Genomic DNA, 17,596 nt, shown 5'->3' with positions numbered 1-17,596 from the left:
GCGCCGGTCACCGCCAGAGGCGGGAGGCCAGGTCCTCGGCGAGGAGGTCGCGCTCGCCCGGGGACTCCGGCCGCAGGCCGCGGGCGGCGTCGTGGAGGCCGACCGGGGTCCCGCCGCCCGGCGCCAGGCTCACGATCCGCCCGTCGTCCAGGGCGACGCGCAGTTCGGCCGGGTGGCCGTCGGGACGGTGGACGGCGACGCCGCCGCCGAGGCCGCCGCACCGCGTTCCGGGGTACTCGCAGCCCTGGGTGATCCCCCCGGAGGCGTCCTCCCAGGTGACCACGTACAGCGGGGTGCCGTCGCCGTCCACGTAGGTGAGCCGCAGTCCCCGGTGGGTGCGGTGGGCGGCGGCCAGCTCCCAGTCCGGGTGGTCCAGGACGGCGATCGGCCGCCCGTAGCCGCGGATCAGATCGCCCGCGTGCTCGGCGGCCACCCGGCCGCGCACGGCCTCGGACAGCGCCGGAAGGAGCAGCAGCAGGACGAACACCACGGCCACGGCGGGCAGCGCGCCCGGGGAGCGGTCGCCGGGCAGCCAGGCGCAGAGCATGGCCGCGCCCAGCCCCAGGGTGGTGATCAGCCCGGTCAGGAACGGGATGTTGGCGGTGGGCCCGCCCGGCAGCGGGGCGGCGTCCGGGGCCAGGAACGACACCAGGACCGGAACGGCCATGGCGGTGCCGGTCACCAGGACCGCGCAGGTCAGGGCGTGCTCGACGCCGAATCCGGCGAGCCAGCGGTCGGCCGTCCAGACCATGAGCAGGACGGCCCCGGTGACCACCGGGGCCAGCAGGAACAGCTCCATCCCGGCTTCGCCCACGGCCAGGGCGCGGGAGAAGTCCCACAGCGCCACCGGGAACAGCGACATGAGCGGGGCGCCCACCAGGCACAGGGTGAGGATCGCGCCGACCGCGGCCACCCGTGGTCGGCCGGTGGGAGCGCGGGGAAGCACACCGTCCATCAGGCCGAATCATCCTCCTGGCGGGGAGGCCACGTTACGCCTGTCGGGGCTTGAGCGCCAGATGTGCAACGCGGGATCCGGGCTTGACCCGCCCGGCGGCCCGGTACGGACGGGGTCCGCCCCGGGTCGCCGGGCGGTCAACGGGAGCCCACGGGGGAGGGCCCGCACTTTGACGGATCAGCGCTTGAAGAAGGCGCGGTAGGGGCGCAGGAGGCCGCCGAACACGCTCCGTTCGGGGTCCAGCCGGGTGCTGAGCTTGAGGTCGCCCTCGGCCCAGCCCTTGAGCTCCTCCTCGAACGGGGCCAGCACCCCCGAGTCCGGGTCGAGGTAGAACAGCATGTCCTTGCGGCCGGGCACGGTCTGGTGCATGACCATCGCGCCGTCGTCGCCCAGCACCCGGTTCAGCCGGTTCTCCAGGTCCTGGAGGGCGAGCGCGGAGGTCTCGCCCGGGCTGCCGTCGGCGGCGGTCTCGGCGTAGGGCACGATCACGCGCACGGCCAGCGTGAGGGCGGGGAGGTCGCGGCGGGTCAGCGGGTGGCGGGCGGAGAAGGTGACCCGTCCGCGCCCCGGCCCGGTCCCGCGCAGGGTGACCCAGCCGCCCTCGCCGCCGCCGATCATGTCGACCATCTGGCGCACCGTCGAGGGGATGGAGGTGGGCGGCAACGGGTCCATGGGCGACTCGTCCAGCGCGGTCACCCCGCCGATGTAGCGGACGACGTCGTCCTCGCCCAGGGCGAGCAGCACCACGTGGTCGGCCAGGGAGCGGCGCACGTCCTCGGACAGGAACATGTTGTCGGGGTGGTAGACGCCCACCGCGATCCGTCCCGAGGCGTGGTCGACGTGCATCGACACCGACACGTGGGACAGGTCCAGCTCGTGGTCGTCCCAGCGCACGGTCCTGGCCAGGCCCTCGTGGTCGGCGGGTCTGGCCGGGAGGAACCGCCAGGAGCCGTCGTCGGGGGCCGAGCGGTACCAGCGCTCGGACTGGATGCGGGCGTCGTCGGAGGCGCCCGGGCGCAGGGTGAGGGCGTGGGCGGCGGGCTCGGCGAGGGAGCCCGGGTCGTCCAGCGCCGCCAGCCGCTCCAGCAGCTCGTCGGGGTCGACGTCCATCGACAGGTCCAGGTCGGCCAGGTCCGGCCTGGGCGCGGCCGGGGCCGGGCCCACCTCCCAGTCGAGGTCCGGGTGCACGGCCTTGACCAGCGAGGTCACCCGTTCGGCGGTCTCCTCGGGGGCCGGGCGGTCCGCCTCGACGGCCTCGGCCAGGGGGCCGCGCAGGGACGGCCAGGCCTCCCAGAACGCGGAGATGGCGGCGGACGGGTCGGTGGTGTCGTTGGAGCGGCGACGACGGAACAGAGCCATGCGTCGATTTTCGCAGAAGCGGACGACCACCCCCGCCCCGCACACCCCCGAGAGGCGCATAGTCTGGGACCACTATGACTTTGCGTGTACTGGCCGCCATGTCGGGCGGGGTCGATTCCGCGGTCGCCGCGGCCCGGGTGGCCGAGGCCGGCCACGACGTGACCGGCGTCCACCTGGCGCTCTCCAAGAACCCGCAGTCCTACCGCACGGGCGCCCGCGGGTGCTGCACGGTGGAGGACTCCCACGACGCCCGCCGGGCCGCCGACGTCATCGGCATCCCCTTCTACGTGTGGGACATGTCGGAGGAGTTCGACCGCGAGGTCGTGCAGGACTTCGTCGCCGAGTACGAGTCGGGCAACACGCCCAACCCGTGCCTGCGCTGCAACGAGAAGATCAAGTTCGAGGCGGTGCTGGACCGGGCGATCGCCCTGGGCTTCGACGCGGTCGCCACCGGCCACCACGTCCGCAAGGTCGACGGGCGGCTGGTGCGCAGCGTGGACCGGGACAAGGACCAGTCGTACGTGCTGGGCGTGCTCACAGCCGAGCAGGTGGAGCACGCGGTGTTCCCGCTGGGCGACTGCACCAAGGAGGAGGTGCGGGCCGAGGCGGAGCGGCGCGGCCTGTCGGTGGCCGACAAGCCCGACAGCCACGACATCTGCTTCATCGCCGACGGCGACACCGCCGGGTTCCTCAACCGCAGGCTGGGGGAGCGGCCCGGGGAGATCCTGGACCAGGACGGCAACGTGCTGGGCGAGCACCGGGGCGCGCACGCGTTCACGGTGGGCCAGCGCAAGGGCCTGGGCCTGGGCGGTGCTCCGAACCCGCGCTACGTGCTGTCCATCGAGCCGGTGGGCAACACGGTGACGGTGGGACCCCGCGAGGCGCTGCTGGTGGACGGGATCACCGGGGTCCGCCCGGTGTGGAGCGGCTCCGAGCCGCCGGCCGTGCCCACCGACTGCCACGTCCAGCTGCGCGCCCACGGAGAGGTGTACCGGGCGACGGTGCACCAGCGGGAGGGCGCGGACGGACCCGAGCTGGTGGTGCGGCTGGCCGAGCCCGCCGCCGGGGTGGCGACCGGGCAGGCCGTGGTGGTCTACGACGGCGAGCGGGGCGACACGGTGCTGGGGTCGGCGACGATCTCCGCGACGTCGCGCTCGGCGGTGTCCGCCTGACCAGGGGAGGAGGCGGGGCGTGAGCCCCGCCACTTGCCGGACGAAACGGTCAGAACGGGACAGTTTTCCATCACTTTCCGCCCTTCGGCCCTTGCCCGGGTTAGGTAAGGCAATGCAAACTCAGGGGGGTCAAGGTTGGGAGACCCGTCCATGCCCCAGTTCGCTTTCCTCGAGGGACAACCCTTCTGGGTGGTCTACTTCACCCTGCTCGTCGTCATCCTGCTGCGCGCCCCCGCGACGTACTGGATCGGCCGCGGACTGGGCGCCGGGGTGAACCGCAGCCGCGTGGGCACGCGCCTGGGTCCCCGGCTGGAGCGGGCCAGGAACCTGGTGGACCGCTACGGGGCTCCCGTGGTCACCCTGAGCTTCTTCACCGTCGGCATGCAGACCGCCATCAACCTGTCCGCCGGTGTGGTGCGGATGCGCTTCCCGCGCTACCTCGCCGCCGTGTTCGTCGGCGGCCTGGCCTGGGCGGGCCTGTGGGGCATGGTCATCGCCGGGATCGTCGGCACCTGGCTCAAGCTGTTCCTGGACTCGCCGTGGACGGCGGCCGGCGTCATCGCCGCGGCCGCGGTGCTGGTCACCGCCATGGTGCTGGTCCGCCGCCGCCGGGGCGCCACCGCGGCGCCCGGTGCAGGGGAGGCGGGCCCCGGGGCCGCCGCGGAGGCGGGGCCCGACACCGGATCCGCCCCCGAGCGCACCGCCACCGCCTGAGCCGGACCCGCCCCCGCCGCCCGGGGCCGGCCGTGCCCGGCCGCCGCGCCGTACCGTTCCCCGGTGCCCCGTTGCCCTAACCTTGGGCGATGTGACAGAACAGCACCCCTACCCCTGGCCCGCCGCCTCCTCCACCGGGGTCGGGTCCTGGCCCGGAGAGGACCCCGACGAGGCGGTCCGCACCGTCCTGGGCGAACTCCCCGACCTGCCGCACCTGCCCGAACTCCCCGGCCGCGGGGTCGGCGCGGACATGATCGGCCGCACCGCCGGACTCCTGGTGGAGTTCCCCGTCGAGGTGCAGCCCACCGGCTGGCGCGTCGCCGACACCCCCGGCCGCGACCTGTACCGCGCCCACGGCTTCCTCTCCCGCGACCTGGACGTCCTCGCCGAGCACGCCCACGCCTACGAGGGCGCCCTCAAGGTCCAGGTGGCCGGCCCCTGGACGATGGCGGCCTCCGTCGAGCTGCGCAACGGCCAGCGCATGGTCGCCGATCCCGGCGCGTACCGCGACCTGGCCGACTCCCACCTGGAGGGCGTGCGCGCCCACATCGCCCAGGTCCGCAAACGGGTGCCCGGCGCCCGGATCATCGTGCAGGTCGACGAACCCTCCCTGCCCGCCGTCCTGATGGGAGCCCTGCCCACCGCCAGCGGCTACGGGCGGCTGCGCGCCGTGGACCGGGTCCGGGTGGAGGAGGTGCTGCGCACCCTGTTCGGCGCGGTGGAGGAGGCCGGGGCGGTCCCCGCCGCCCACTGCTGCTCCGCCGACGCCCCCCTGGACCTGCTGCGCCGCAGCGGCGCGCGGGCGCTGAGCCTGGACGCCGCGCTGCTCGACCGGCGCCACGACGACCTGGTCGGCACCGCCGTCGAGGCCGGTGTGGGCCTGCTTCTGGGCGTCGTTCCGGCGGTCGATCCGCCCCCCGCACAGCGTGACCGAATGTCAGACCCGGCGACTAGCGTCGAGGTCGTACGCGAGTTGTGGAACCGGCTGGGTTTCGGCCCTGACCTGCTGACCCGTGCGGTGGTGGCCACCCCCGCGTGCGGGCTGGCCGGTGCCTCCCCCCACCACGCCCGGGCGGCCCTGAAAGCCGTGCGGGACGGGGCGCGGGTCCTGCGGGACGAGCCCCGACGGTCGTAGTCGAGCACGAGACGGAAAGGCGGCCACGTGGCGCCCGAGAACACCACCGACATCCCCGACGAGGCGCGCAACCGGCACGAGGAGCTGTCCCTGGAGCTGGACGACCACAGCTACCGCTACTACCTCGGCACCCCCATCGTCTCCGACGCCGAGTACGACGCGCTCATGGGCGAGCTGCGCGACCTGGAGGAGAAGTACCCGCAGCTCATCACCCAGGACTCGCCCACCCAGAAGGTCGGCGCGCCGATCAGCGTCGACTTCGCCGCGGTCGAGCACCTGGTGCGGATGGAGAGCCTGGGCAACGCCTTCGACTTCGACGAGCTGAGCGCCTGGGCGGACCGCGCCTCGGCGGAGGTGCCCGTCGGCGCCTACCTGTGCGAGCTGAAGATCGACGGCCTGGCCGTGGACCTGGTGTACGAGAGGGGCCGCCTGGTGCGCGCCGCCACCCGCGGCGACGGGCGGGTGGGCGAGGACATCACCCTCAACATCCGCACCATCGACGCGGTGCCCGAGCGGCTCGACGAGAGCGTGCGACCGGCGCCCGAGCTGCTGGAGGTGCGCGGCGAAGTGTTCCTGCCGGTGGAGGCGTTCGAGGCGCTCAACCGGCGCATCTCCGAGACCGGCGAGCACACCCCCTTCGCCAACCCGCGCAACGCCGCAGCCGGGTCGCTGCGGCAGAAGGACCCGCGGGTCACCGCCACCCGTCCGCTGTCGATGATCGTGCACGGTGTGGGCGCCTACACCCCGGCCCCCGGCTCGGAGGACGTGCGGTTCACCAGCCAGTCCCAGGCGTACGCGCTGCTCGGGGAGTGGGGGCTGCCGCTCAGCGACCGCTACAGGGTCGTGTCCACCATGGACGAGGTGCGCGCCTACGTCTCCCACTACCAGGAGCACCGGCACGAGCCCGCCTACGAGATCGACGGCATCGTCGTCAAGGTGGACGACTTCGCGCTCCAGCGGCGGCTGGGCTCCACCAGCCGCGCCCCGCGCTGGGCGATCGCCTACAAGTACCCGCCGGAGGAGGTCACCACGAAGCTGGTGGACATCAAGGTGGGCGTGGGCCGCACCGGCCGGGTCACCCCCTACGGCGTGATGGAGCCGGTGCTCGTCGCCGGGTCCGAGGTGGAGTTCGCCACCCTGCACAACGCCCAGGAGGTCGCGCGCAAGGGCGTGCTCATCGGCGACACGGTGGTGCTGCGCAAGGCGGGCGACGTCATCCCCGAGATCGTCGGACCGGTGGTGGAGAAGCGCGACGGCACCGAGCGGCCGTTCGTCATGCCGGAGAAGTGCCCCGAGTGCGGCACGCCGCTGGGCCGGCAGAAGGAGGGCGACGTCGACCTGCGCTGCCCCAACGCCCGGTCCTGCCCCGGACAGCTGCGCGAGCGGGTGTACTTCGTGGCCGGCCGCAAGGCCCTGGACATCGAGGCGCTCGGGTACGTGGCGGCCACCGCGCTGACCCGGCCGCTGGAGCCCGCCGACGCCCCGCTCAAGGACGAGGGCGACCTGTTCGACCTCACCGTCGAGCAGCTGCTGCCGATCCGCACCCACGTGCTCGACCCCGACACCTCCGAGCCCAAGACCGATCCCAGGACCGGCGAGCCCAAGGTCGTGTCGTTCTTCGCCAACCTCAAGGGCGAGCCCAAGAAGACCGTGGAGAAGCTGTTCGAGCAGCTGGAGATCGCCAAGACACGGCCGCTGTGGCGGGTGCTGGTGGCGCTGTCCATCCGGCACGTGGGCCCGCGCGCCGCCGAGGACCTGGCCCGCCACTTCCGGTCGATGGACGCCATCCGCGCCGCCTCCGAGGAGGAGCTGGCCGCGGTGGACGGCATCGGCCCCACCATCGCCCGCTCCATCCGGGAGTGGTTCGAGGTCGACTGGCACCGGGAGATCGTCGCCAAGTGGGCGGCGGCCGGGGTGCGCATGGAGGACGAGGTCGACGAGTCCGTCTCGAACGTGCTGGACGGGGTGACGGTGGTGGTCACCGGCTCGCTGGAGGGCTTCACCCGGGACGGGGCCAAGGAGTCCATCGCCGAGCGCGGCGGCCGGGCCACCGCCTCGGTGTCCAAGAAGACCGGATTCGTGGTGGTGGGCGACAGCCCCGGGTCCAAGTACGACAAGGCCGTCAAGCTGGGTGTGCCGATCCTCGACGAGCAGGGGTTCCGGGTCCTGCTGGAGGCCGGCCCCGAGGCAGCCGAGAAGCTGCGGATCAACCCGCCGGAGGAGCCCGGGGCCGCCGAGGCGGTGACCTCCGACCGGGAACAGGCCTACGACCAGGAGTGATGAGCGGGGTCCGGCGGCCCGGAACCCCCCGTCCCGCACGCCCGTCCGACGGGTGGCGGTTCGGGGTCCGTTCCGGGTCGCCGTATCTTTTTCCGGTTCCGGCCACGATCTCCCCGCGCCTTGGTTAACTGATAGTTCCGAACAGGCGACACTTGGTGACGAAGCAGCGTAAGGTGGACAGTGCGCCCCGGGAAACGGGCGCCACCGAACCCGGGATTCGGTCATGGAGGGGTGACCGGTCCCGTAGACCGGAACCATCAGGAGCCCCGGCGGTGCCGACCGCGCCGCCGGACCCCGCGTCCCCCTCGTGAGGACGGCACGCATGAGAGATCCCATCAGTACCCGGGACATCGGCCCCCGCGCCGGCACCCCGCTCTGGCTGTACATGACGGGCACCGTCGTCGCCGGGACGCTCCTGCTCGCCGCCGCCCTGCTGTGGTCGGGCCCCGCCCTGACCCGGTACGCCGTCGAACCCCTCACCTGGGTCCTGCTCGCCATGGTCGTCCTGGGCGAGCTGCGCCCCGTCTCCATCCCCGGGCAGCCGCCCGGCGACGGCGTCCCCACCTCCCTGCCGTTCTCCCTGGCCCTGGTGATCTTCCAGGGACTGCCCCTGGCCGGGCTCGTCCAGGCCGCCGCCACCGTCATCACCGGGTTCGCCCGCGGCCACGCCTCCCACCGCACCGCGTTCAACGCCGCCCAGTACGTCCTGTCCCTGGGCGCCGCCGACGCCGTCCTGCGCCTGGTCCTGCCGCCGCTGCGCGCCACCGGGTGGATCCCCGCCGGGGAGGGCCTCATCGCCGTCGGCCTGGCCGGGACCGCCTACTTCCTGGTCAACCGGGTGCTGGTGACCTGTGCCGTCGCCATGCACGAACGCGTCCCCCTGTCCCAGGTCATGTTCAAGGGCATCGGCCGCCAGGCCCGGATCAACACCGTGCTCATAGCCCTGGCGCCCCTGGTCGCCGTCGCCGCGACCCACTCCGTGCTGTACGTGCCGCTGTTCGCGCTGCCGCTCATCGCCCTGCACACCAGCGCGCTGCTGTCGGTCAAGCGCGACCACCAGGCCAACCACGACGAGCTCACCGGCCTGGCCAACCGCAAACTCCTCACCGTCCGGGCCCACCAGGAGATCGACGCGGCCCGGCGGCGCGGCGGCCGGGTCGGCCTCCTCCTGCTCGACCTGGACCGGTTCAAGGAGGTCAACGACACCCTGGGGCACCCGACCGGGGACCGGCTGCTCCAGACCGTCGCCGGCCGGCTCACCCACAGCGTCCGGCCCGGCGACCTCGTCGCCCGGCTCGGCGGCGACGAGTTCGCTGTGCTGCTGCCCCAGATCCGCGACACCGAGGCCGCCGCGGAGGTCGCCTCCCGGCTGCGCGGCGCCCTGAGCGAACCCGTCCGCCTCGACGGCATGGACCTCGACCTGGAGGCCAGCATCGGCATCGCCCTGCACCCCGAGGACGCCGTCGACTTCGAGCACCTCATGCAGCGCGCCGACGTCGCCATGTACGTCGCCAAGTCCGCCCGCTCCGGGGTGGAGTCCTACGACCCCGGCAAGGACCGCAACTCCACCGCCCGGCTGAGCCTGTTCAGCGAGCTGCGCCGCGGGCTCACCGAGGGCGCCCTGGAGATGCACTACCAGCCCAGGGTGAGCCTGGACGACGGGCGCGCCGTCGGGCTGGAGGCCCTGGCCCGGTGGCGGCACCCCTCCCGCGGGCTGCTGTGGCCCGAGGAGTTCATGCCGGTCGTGGAGGAGTCCCACCTGTTCCGGGCGTTCACCGGGCAGGTCCTGGACATCACCCTCGCCCGGGCCGCGCACTGGCGGGAACGGGGGCTGCTGCTGCCCGTCTCCGTCAACCTGGGCGTGCGCGAACTCCTCCACCCCGACCTTCCGGACACCGTCGCCTCCGCCCTGGCCGAGCACGGGGTCCCGCCCGAGAGCCTGGTGCTGGAGATCGGGGAGAGCGCCCTCATCACCGACACCGCCGCGGCCACCGCCGCCGTCCACCGGCTCCGCGAACTGGGGGTGGGGCTGGCCCTGGACGACTTCGGGACCGGCCACTTCACCCTGGTCCAGCTCGCCGGGCTGCCGCTGGACGAGGTCAAGATCCACGGCTCGTTCACCGCCCGCCTCACCGACGGCACCGGCAACGGGCCCACCGTGGTCCGCGCCGCCATCGCCCTGGTCAACGCGCTCGGCATGCGCGCCACCGCCGAGGGGGTGCAGACCCGCGCCCTGGCCGAGGCGGCCCGCGACACCGGCTGCCAGGCCGCCCAGGGCCACTACTTCGCCCGGCCCATGCCCGCAGCCGACGTCCCCGCCTGGCTCGCCGACCACCGGGGGAGCGGCCGTGGCGGGGGTCCGGGCGGCCCCGGCCCCGGCCTGGGAGTACCGGCACCGGGAACGGTGGGGGAGCCATAGGATTGACGGGATAGTCCGTCCGCCGAAGAAACGGTTCTGCCACTCATGACCGCCATCACCCGCGATGAGGTCGCGCACCTCGCCCGGTTGTCGCGGCTGGCGCTCGACGAGAGCGAGCTCGACACGCTCGCCGCCCAGCTCGGTGACATCCTCACCGCAGTGGCCAAGGTGCAGGAGGTCGCCAAGGGCGACATCCCGCCGAGCTCGCACGCCCTGCCGCTGACCAACGTCTTCCGTCCCGACGCGGCCGAGCCGTGCCTCACCCCGGAGCAGGCCCTGTCCGGAGCCCCGGCGGTGGAGGACCAGCGCTTCCGGGTCCCGCGCATCCTCGGGGAGGAGGAGTAGCCATGAGCGACATCGTCAGTCTCGGCGCGGCCGAGCTCGGTGCGGCGATCAGGGCGGGCGAGGTCTCCGCGGAGGAGGCCGCCACCGCCTACCTGGACCGGATCGAGGCCGTGGACGGCGACATCAACGCCTTCCTCCACGTGCGCCGGGAGACCGCCCTGGAGCAGGCGCGGGCCGTGGACGCCCGCCGCGCCGCGGGCGAGGAGCAGGGTCCGCTCGCCGGTGTGCCCGTCGCCCACAAGGACGTGTTCACCACCAAGGACATGCCCACCACCGCCGCCTCCAAGATCCTGGAGGGCTGGCAGCCGCCCTACGACGCCACCGTCACCGCGCGCCTGCGCGAGGCCGGGCTGGTCATCCTGGGCAAGACCAACATGGACGAGTTCGCGATGGGCTCCTCCACCGAGAACTCCGCCTACCAGGTCACCCGCAACCCGTGGGACACCGCCCGCATCCCCGGCGGCTCCTCGGGCGGGTCCTCCGCGGCCGTCGCCGCGTTCGAGGCCCCCCTGGCCACCGGAACCGACACCGGCGGTTCCATCCGCCAGCCCGCCGCAGTGTGCGGCCTGGTCGGCGCCAAGCCCACCTACGGCGGCTCGTCCCGGTACGGGATGATCGCGTTCGCCTCCTCCCTGGACACCCCCGGCCCGTTCGCGCGCAACGTGCTCGACGCCGCCCTGCTCCAGGAGGCGTTCTCCGGCCACGACCCGCGCGACTCCACCTCCATCGACGCCCCCGTCCCGCCGATCGTCGAGGCCGCCCGCCGCGGCGAGATCGACGGCCTGCGCGTCGGCGTGGTCAAGGAGCTGGACAGCGACGGCTTCCAGGCCGGGGTGCGCCAGCGCTTCCACGAGAGCCTGGAGCTGCTGGAGTCGCTGGGCGCCAAGATCGTCGAGGTGTCCTGCCCCAGCTTCGACGCCGCCCTGTCGGCGTACTACCTCATCGCGCCCAGCGAGTGCTCGTCCAACCTGGCCCGGTTCGACGCCATGCGCTACGGCCTGCGGGTGGGCGACGACGGCACGCGCAGCGCCGAGGAGGTCATGTCGCTGACCCGCGCCCAGGGCTTCGGCCCCGAGGTGAAGCGGCGGATCATGCTGGGCACCTACGCGCTGTCCAGCGGTTACTACGACGCCTACTACGGCAGCGCCCAGCAGGTGCGCACACTCATCAAGCGCGACTTCGACGCGGCCTTCGAGAACGTGGACGTGCTGGTCTCGCCGACCACGCCGACCACCGCGTTCCCCATCGGCGAGCGCGCCGAGGACCCGATGGCGATGTACCTCGCCGACCTGTGCACCATCCCGTCCAACCTGGCGGGCAACGCGGCGCTGTCCGTGCCGTGCGGCCTGGCCCCGGAGGACGGGCTGCCGGTGGGCCTGCAGATCATGGCCCCGCCGCTGGCCGACGACCGCGCCTACCGGGTGGCGGCGGCGGTCGAGCGCGCGCTGACCGACCGGGACGGTGCGCTCATCGCGCGCAGCCCCTACGCGGTCAACGCCTAGGGTCCCCCGTCACGGCGCCCGCCGACCCCGCGGGGTCGGCGGGCGCCGCCGTGTGCGCGGACGCGGAACGGGGCCCGGGCCGCGGGGGGTGTACGGTCCGGGCCCCGGGCTCGGGGCGGGCGGCCTCAGCCCTGCGCCGCCCTGCGGCGGCGCGCCGCCAGGAGGAAGGCCGCCCCGCCCAGGACGAGCACCGCGGCGCCCGCGACCAGGGCGATGACCGCCGGTCCGGTCAGGGCCAGGCGGCGGTCGTCGGCGGCCGCCGCCACCGGGCTCGCGTCGGTGTCGGGCTCGGCGATCGGCGGCGGGGTGCCGCCCGCCTCGTCCCAGGCGGCGGTGACCGTGCGGGAGACGGTGACCTCCCCGTCGGCCGCGGCGATGAGCGTCTGGGTGGGCTCGTCGGGGTCCTCACCCTTGAACAGGCGGCCGGTCAGCACCGCGGCCTCCGCCGCGAGGGTCAGTTCGGCCTCGCCCGCCGCGGCGTCGGCCGGGACCGAGAGCCCGATGCGGTCGCCGTCCGACACGGCCTCGACGGTCCTCCCGGTCGCGAGGTCCACGACCTCCACGCCCTCGGGCGCGTCCAGCTCGACGGGTACGGAACCGGCGCTGGTCTCCACGGTGAACTCGCCGACGGTCTCCCCGGCCAGACCCGAACCCTGTTCCGGGGACACCGACAGGGCGGTCGGCGGCTCGTCGGGCAGCTCCTCGGCGTCGGTGACGAGGAGCTCGTAGAGTTCGACCACCTCCTCCTCGGAGACCGTGGGCAGGTCCGGGTTCTGCCGTACCTCCTCCAGGTCGAGCCCGTTGCTGAAGTGCCAGATCGCGGCCTGGGTCGCCGTCAGGGCCTCGGCCTTCGTCAGCCCCGGGATGCCGGTCTCCTCCCGCAGGTCCCCGATCTCCACGACCGGGTAGGAGTTCATGAGGATCCAGTGGACCCGCCCCGGTTCGCCGAAGTCGCCCTGGCCCGGGTAGTCGGCCCAGCGGTCCTCCACGTACCGGGCGTCCTCGACGATCCCGGTCCGGAAGTCGATGCAGTAGGTCGGCAGGACCCTCTCCCCCAGGTCGATGCCGAAGGTCGCGGTGGTGGTGAACTCCTCGCCCCGCATGACGATCCCGTGCCCGTGCTCGTCGACCCCGGTGTACCGCCCGCGGACCGGGTCCGCGGCGGCCGGGACGGCCAGCGGGCCCAGGAGGAGCGCGGTCACCGCGAGTGCGGCGAGGGCGGGGCGGGTGAGGGCGGACGCGGTCACGTGTCTCTTTCCGTCGGGGGCAGCGGAGGGGGAGAGGTGCGCGGGAACGGCGGTGCCGTGCCTGTTCCGGTCGGGGGTACCGGGCCGATGGTAGCGATTCATCTTGGTGTGTCCAACCCTCGGTAGTGACGTGAGTGCACTGTGTCCGCGATTGGGCTTTTTGTCTGGTGAACACATGACAAAGGGCCCCGTCCTCTACAGGACGGGGCCCGATGGGTCCAGGATTACTCCTGGCCGGAAGCGGCCCTGCGCTTGCGGCTCAGGTAGATCGCCCCACCGCCGGCGCCGAGGGCGGCGATGCCCGCGGCGACCAGGCCGGCCAGGGCGCCACCGGTGACGGGCAGGCTCGGCCGGTCATCGGCCGGGGCGCTCGGCTTCGGGGAGGCCGGGGTGGAGGGCGCCTCGGAGGGCGTCGGGCTCGGCGTCGGGCCCGGGGTCGGCGACGGGGTCTCGCTCGGCTCCTCGGACGGGGTGGGGGAGGGGCTCGGGGAGGGCTCCTCGCCGCCGCCGGCGGTCCAGGTGGCGGCGGCCGAGGCCGAGACGGTGACCTTCTCGGTCTTGGCGGTGATCAGCGTCTGGGTCGGCGTGTCCGGGTCCTCGCCCTTGAACAGGCGTCCCGCGGACACCTCGGCGCCGGCCTCCAGTGAGAAGGACGCCTCGCCCGCCTCGGCGTCGGACGGGACCTGGAAGCCGACCTTGTCACCGTCGTTGACGGCGCTGACCGGCTGCTCGGTCTCCAGGTCGACCAGGGTGACGCCGGCGGGGGCGCTCAGGTCCACCGGGACGTCGGAGGCGTTGGTCTCGATGGTGAACTCGCCGACGGTGGAACCGGCCTCGCCCTCGGCGGTGCCCGGAGTGATGCTCAGGGACGGGCCCGGCTCCTGGGGCAGGTCGACGGCGTTCTCGACCAGGTACCGGTAGACCAGCTCGACCCCGTCGGTGTCGTGGCCGGTCACCTCGGCGCCGTTGGTGAAGTGCCAGATCGCCGCCTGGGTGGCGGCGATGGCGTGCCCCTTCTTGAAGCGCTGGGTGGTCCGGGCGTCGAGACCCGCGTTCTCGGCCAGCTGCGCGACGGAGATGGTCGGGTAGCTGTTCTGGAGGATCCAGTGGACCTTGCCCGGGGCGGCGAAGGCGCCCTGGCCCGGGTAGTTCGCCCACTCGTCCTCGACGTACCAGGCACCGCCGCGGATACCCGTTTTCAGGTCGATGCAGTACGTGGTGAACGTGCTGCCGTCCTCGAGTTCGAGGGTGAAGAGCCTCGTCTTCTGCGAGACGCCGTCGACGCGGACGTCGACGCCGTTCTCGGCCGGGCCCGTGTACTGCGCGCGGACGGCGTTGTCGGCGGCGGCCGGGGCGGCCAGGCCGAGGGCGAGGAGGGCGGCCGCGCCTGCGGCGACGGTCGTGCGCCCGAGGGCACGGGGGAGGGACACGTTCGTCACGTCTCTTCCTTGAGTTCTACGGTTCCGGCCGGGGTGGAGAGCGCTCGCGCGGCCGGGGTGCCGTGAGGGAACCGAGCGGGGGAGGGGCGGCGGCCACCGCCGCACGACCGGCACGGACGTCCTCGCCGACACGGCGAGGCGGACCGTCCCGGTCCCGCGGAGACCATCCGGGCTCCGATGAGAAGACGCGCGGAGGGGCCGCACGGTGCACACGGGAAGGCCCCCTCCCGGATGAATTCCGGGAGAGGGCCCGTTGAACGGTGGCCTTACGCGATCACGCGTCGGTGGAGGTACCGGCCGCCTTGCGCTTGCGGCTCAGGTAGATCGCCCCACCGCCGGCGCCGAGGGCGGCGATGCCCGCGGCGACCAGGCCGGCCAGGGCGCCACCGGTGACGGGCAGGCTCGGCCGGTCATCGGCCGGGGCGCTCGGCTTCGGGGACTCCGGGGCCGATGGGGTCTCGGACGGGGTCGGGCTCGGGGCCGGGGACTCCGGCTCGCTCGGCTCCTCGGACGGGGTGGGGGAGGGGCTCGGGGAGGGCTCCTCGCCGCCGCCCGCGGTCCAGGTGGCCGAGGCCGAGGCGGAGACCTTGGTCTCGCCGCCCTGGGCGGTGATGAGGGTCTGGGTCTTGACCTCGGCGCCCTTGAACAGGCGGCCGGTGGCGACGGTGGCGGTGGCCTCCAGGGAGAAGGAGGCCTGGCCCGCCTCGGTGCCCGCGGGCACCTCGAAGCCGACCTTGTCGCCGTTCTCGACCGCGGTGACCGCCTCGCCGCTCTCCAGGTCGACCAGCTCGACGCCCTCGGGGGCGTCGATGACGACCGGCACGGAGGCCGCGCTGGTCTCGATGGTGAACTCGCCGACCGTGGAGCCGGCCGTGCCCTCGGCGGAACCCGGGGTGATGCTCAGGGTCGGGGTCGGCTCGGAGGTCTGCGGCAGGTCCTCGGCGTTGCCGACCAGGTACTCGTAGACCTTCTTGACGGCCTCGGCGTTGTCACCGGCCAGGTCCATGCCGTTGCTGAAGTGCCAGATGGCGGCCTGGGTGGCGCCCAGGGCGTCCCCCTTGCTCAGGCCCTCGACCCCGGCGGCGGCGCCCAGCTCCTCGGCACCGACGTTCGGGTAGGAGTTCTGGAGGATCCAGTGGACCTTGGCGGGCTCGGCGAAGTCGCCCTTGCCCGGGTAGTTCGCCCACTCGTCCTCGACGTACTTCGCCTGGCTCACGATGCTCGTGCGGAAGTCGATGCAGTACGTGGTGAGGACGGTGCCGTCGTCCAGCTTCAGGTTGAAGAGGCTGGTCGAGGCGGTTCCGCCGTCCATCTTGACGCGGGTGCCGTTCTCGGCGTTGTTGACGTAGGTACCGGTGACGGCACCCTCGTACGGGGCGGGCTCGGCGGCCGCGGGGGCGGCCAGGCCGAAGGCGAGGAAGGCCGCGGCGGCGGCCGCCAGGCCCGCGCGCCCGGCGGTACGGGGGAGGGAGATCTGAGTCAAGTCGTATCCCGGTGTCGTGTAGGGGTGACCGGATGGAACCGGGTCAGGCCGCGGCAGGGGACCGCGGTGTTTTCCGGTGCGAAGGACGGACGGTCCGGAGCCACCTGACGTGCGTCCGGGTCGGGACAGGCCGCGTCGGGGGGCGCAGGTGGCGCGGAGCCGGGGTCGGGAGGGTCGCGATGCATCCCGGTCCCGGGCTGAGTCGTCTCACGGGGGCGGGCCTACGGCGCGCCGCACTAGGTCCATCGCCTGCCCGATACTAGCGAGCCGATTCACTACTTCCAACCCGGTTCGCGAAAAATGTGACCGGATACGGGCCAGGAAAAAACCCGAGCGAACAAAGCCGCATTATGGGCGAATGTTATGCAACTACTTCGGGGTCATTCGCGTCGTTTACGACCCAGAACCAGGATGATCAGGCCTGATACCACCAGGGCCCCCGCGATGACCAGCAGCCCGGACAGCCACGTGCCCGTCGTCGGCAGGTCCTCCTCCGGGATTCGGACAGCCTCGGCGGGCGTGGCCTCCGGGCTCGGCGCGACCTCCGCGAGCGGTGCGCTCGCCTCGGGCACCGGGGTTTCGGACGGGGTTTCGGACCCTGGCGTCGGCGTCGGCTCACCGGAGGGGCTCGGGGCGTGCCAGGTGACCGTCGCAGCGGTGGTGATGTTCGCCTCTCCCGGCTCGGCGGTGATCAGCGGTCGGGTCCGCACCCCGTCGCGACCGGTGAACAGGCTCCCCTCGGCCAGCGGCAGGCTCTCACCGCGCACGTGCAGGGTCACCACTCCGGCGGGGACGGACGGCTTCACGTCCAGGTAGAGCTCGCCGCCGTGGGACACCTGGGCGGTCTGGCGCCCCTGGGCGTCCACCAGCCAGGAGGCCGGCGCGCCGCTGAGCGACACCCTCAGCGGACCCCCACCGGTGCTCGACACGGTGAGCGGCCCCAGCGGCTCCTGCGGCGCGGTCGCCTCCAGGTGGTCGGGGGACACGGTCAGCGGGCGCGGGCCCGGCGCCACGACGCCGTCGCCCTCCATCAGGTGGTCGTACAGCGCCAGGACGGCGTCGTCGTTGGCCCCGCGGTCGGGCTCGACGCCCGCCAGCACCCGCCACAGCGCGGCCTGGGTGCCGGCGATCGCCTGGTCCTCGCTCAGCGGCAGGCCGGTGTCCAGGCCCAGGGACAGCAGGTCCCGGTTGGGATAGGAGTGGGCGACGATCCAGCGGGCCCGGCCGGCGCTCTCCCCCGGGGCGTCGGACCAGTCCGACTCCACATAGGCGGCACGCCGACGGACCTCGTCGTCGGGTGATGCGGTGTAGGCGCGCACGGAGTCGTCGTTCCCGGTCCGCAGACTGTAGAGCGCGGTGGCCACGGGCCCGCCGCCGACGGGGACGAGGTCCGCCCCGGCCACGGCGTCACGGTCCACGCGGGAGAAGTCGTCGGCGAGGGCGGCCGGGGTGCCGGCCAGGGTCGCGACGAGGACGACCGAGGAAAACAGCGCGGCGCACCGACGCAGGATGCCCATCTGCAGCTCCCGTGATCGGCCTGGCGAAA

The 17,596-nt window shown here is 73.5% G+C and carries 13 protein-coding genes; 7 read left to right on the top strand and 6 right to left on the bottom strand.

Features of this window, described 5'->3' with window-relative positions; all coding sequences use genetic code 11:
- Positions 1 to 7 precede the first annotated feature (7 nt).
- Entirely contained in the window at positions 8 to 955 is a 948-nt protein-coding gene (locus ACSUPR_RS11405; protein WP_436891132.1) for a hypothetical protein, read from the bottom strand.
- Positions 956 to 1,132: 177 nt separating this feature from the next.
- Entirely contained in the window at positions 1,133 to 2,314 is a 1,182-nt protein-coding gene (locus ACSUPR_RS11400; RefSeq protein ID WP_436891131.1) for a DUF695 domain-containing protein, read from the bottom strand.
- A 74-nt stretch (positions 2,315 to 2,388) separates the two neighbouring features.
- Between ACSUPR_RS11400 and mnmA the strand changes: the two genes are divergently transcribed.
- The 7 genes from mnmA to gatA all read left to right on the top strand — a co-directional run bounded on the left by mnmA (position 2,389) and on the right by gatA (position 11,881).
- Entirely contained in the window at positions 2,389 to 3,486 is a 1,098-nt protein-coding gene (mnmA, locus tag ACSUPR_RS11395) for a tRNA 2-thiouridine(34) synthase MnmA (protein ID WP_436891129.1), read from the top strand.
- A 150-nt stretch (positions 3,487 to 3,636) separates the two neighbouring features.
- The gene (locus ACSUPR_RS11390) at positions 3,637 to 4,200 is read left to right on the top strand and encodes a DedA family protein (RefSeq protein WP_436891127.1); all 564 of its coding nucleotides are present in this window, start codon (positions 3,637 to 3,639) and stop codon (positions 4,198 to 4,200) included.
- A 91-nt stretch (positions 4,201 to 4,291) separates the two neighbouring features.
- Positions 4,292 to 5,335 (top strand): methionine synthase, encoded by a 1,044-nt coding sequence (locus ACSUPR_RS11385; RefSeq protein WP_436891126.1) that lies wholly within the window; start codon positions 4,292 to 4,294, stop codon positions 5,333 to 5,335.
- A 27-nt stretch (positions 5,336 to 5,362) separates the two neighbouring features.
- The gene (ligA, locus tag ACSUPR_RS11380) at positions 5,363 to 7,615 is read left to right on the top strand and encodes an NAD-dependent DNA ligase LigA (RefSeq protein WP_436891124.1); all 2,253 of its coding nucleotides are present in this window, start codon (positions 5,363 to 5,365) and stop codon (positions 7,613 to 7,615) included.
- Between the two features lie 322 nt (positions 7,616 to 7,937).
- Complete coding sequence (locus ACSUPR_RS11375) at positions 7,938 to 10,034, top strand: putative bifunctional diguanylate cyclase/phosphodiesterase (protein ID WP_436891122.1); 2,097 nt, start codon at positions 7,938 to 7,940, stop codon at positions 10,032 to 10,034.
- Positions 10,035 to 10,079: 45 nt separating this feature from the next.
- Positions 10,080 to 10,379 carry an Asp-tRNA(Asn)/Glu-tRNA(Gln) amidotransferase subunit GatC gene (gene gatC, locus ACSUPR_RS11370; protein WP_436891120.1) on the top strand — a complete coding sequence of 100 codons (300 nt, stop codon included), beginning with the start codon at positions 10,080 to 10,082 and terminating at the stop codon, positions 10,377 to 10,379.
- 2 nt (positions 10,380 to 10,381) lie between these two features.
- Positions 10,382 to 11,881: an Asp-tRNA(Asn)/Glu-tRNA(Gln) amidotransferase subunit GatA gene (gene gatA, locus ACSUPR_RS11365; protein ID WP_436891118.1), complete on the top strand. Its 1,500-nt coding sequence runs from the start codon at positions 10,382 to 10,384 to the stop codon at positions 11,879 to 11,881.
- A 125-nt stretch (positions 11,882 to 12,006) separates the two neighbouring features.
- Here the strand turns inward: gatA and ACSUPR_RS11360 are convergent, their stop codons facing one another.
- From ACSUPR_RS11360 to ACSUPR_RS11345, 4 genes are all read right to left on the bottom strand, one after another.
- A complete protein-coding gene (locus tag ACSUPR_RS11360) occupies positions 12,007 to 13,128 on the bottom strand; it encodes a thioester domain-containing protein (RefSeq protein ID WP_436891116.1) in 1,122 nt (373 codons plus the stop codon).
- Between the two features lie 224 nt (positions 13,129 to 13,352).
- Positions 13,353 to 14,567 (bottom strand): thioester domain-containing protein, encoded by a 1,215-nt coding sequence (locus ACSUPR_RS11355; RefSeq protein WP_436891115.1) that lies wholly within the window; start codon positions 14,565 to 14,567, stop codon positions 13,353 to 13,355.
- A gap of 274 nt (positions 14,568 to 14,841) precedes the next feature.
- Positions 14,842 to 16,050: a thioester domain-containing protein gene (locus ACSUPR_RS11350; RefSeq protein ID WP_436891113.1), complete on the bottom strand. Its 1,209-nt coding sequence runs from the start codon at positions 16,048 to 16,050 to the stop codon at positions 14,842 to 14,844.
- A 380-nt stretch (positions 16,051 to 16,430) separates the two neighbouring features.
- On the bottom strand, positions 16,431 to 17,567 hold the full coding sequence (locus ACSUPR_RS11345) for a Cys-Gln thioester bond-forming surface protein (protein ID WP_436891111.1): 1,137 nt from the start codon (positions 17,565 to 17,567) through the stop codon (positions 16,431 to 16,433).
- Positions 17,568 to 17,596 lie beyond the last annotated feature (29 nt).

It is taken from the genome of Nocardiopsis dassonvillei (assembly GCF_964273065.1).
Classification (GTDB): domain Bacteria; phylum Actinomycetota; class Actinomycetes; order Streptosporangiales; family Streptosporangiaceae; genus Nocardiopsis; species Nocardiopsis dassonvillei_B.
This window is presented reverse-complemented; position numbering and strand designations above follow the sequence as displayed.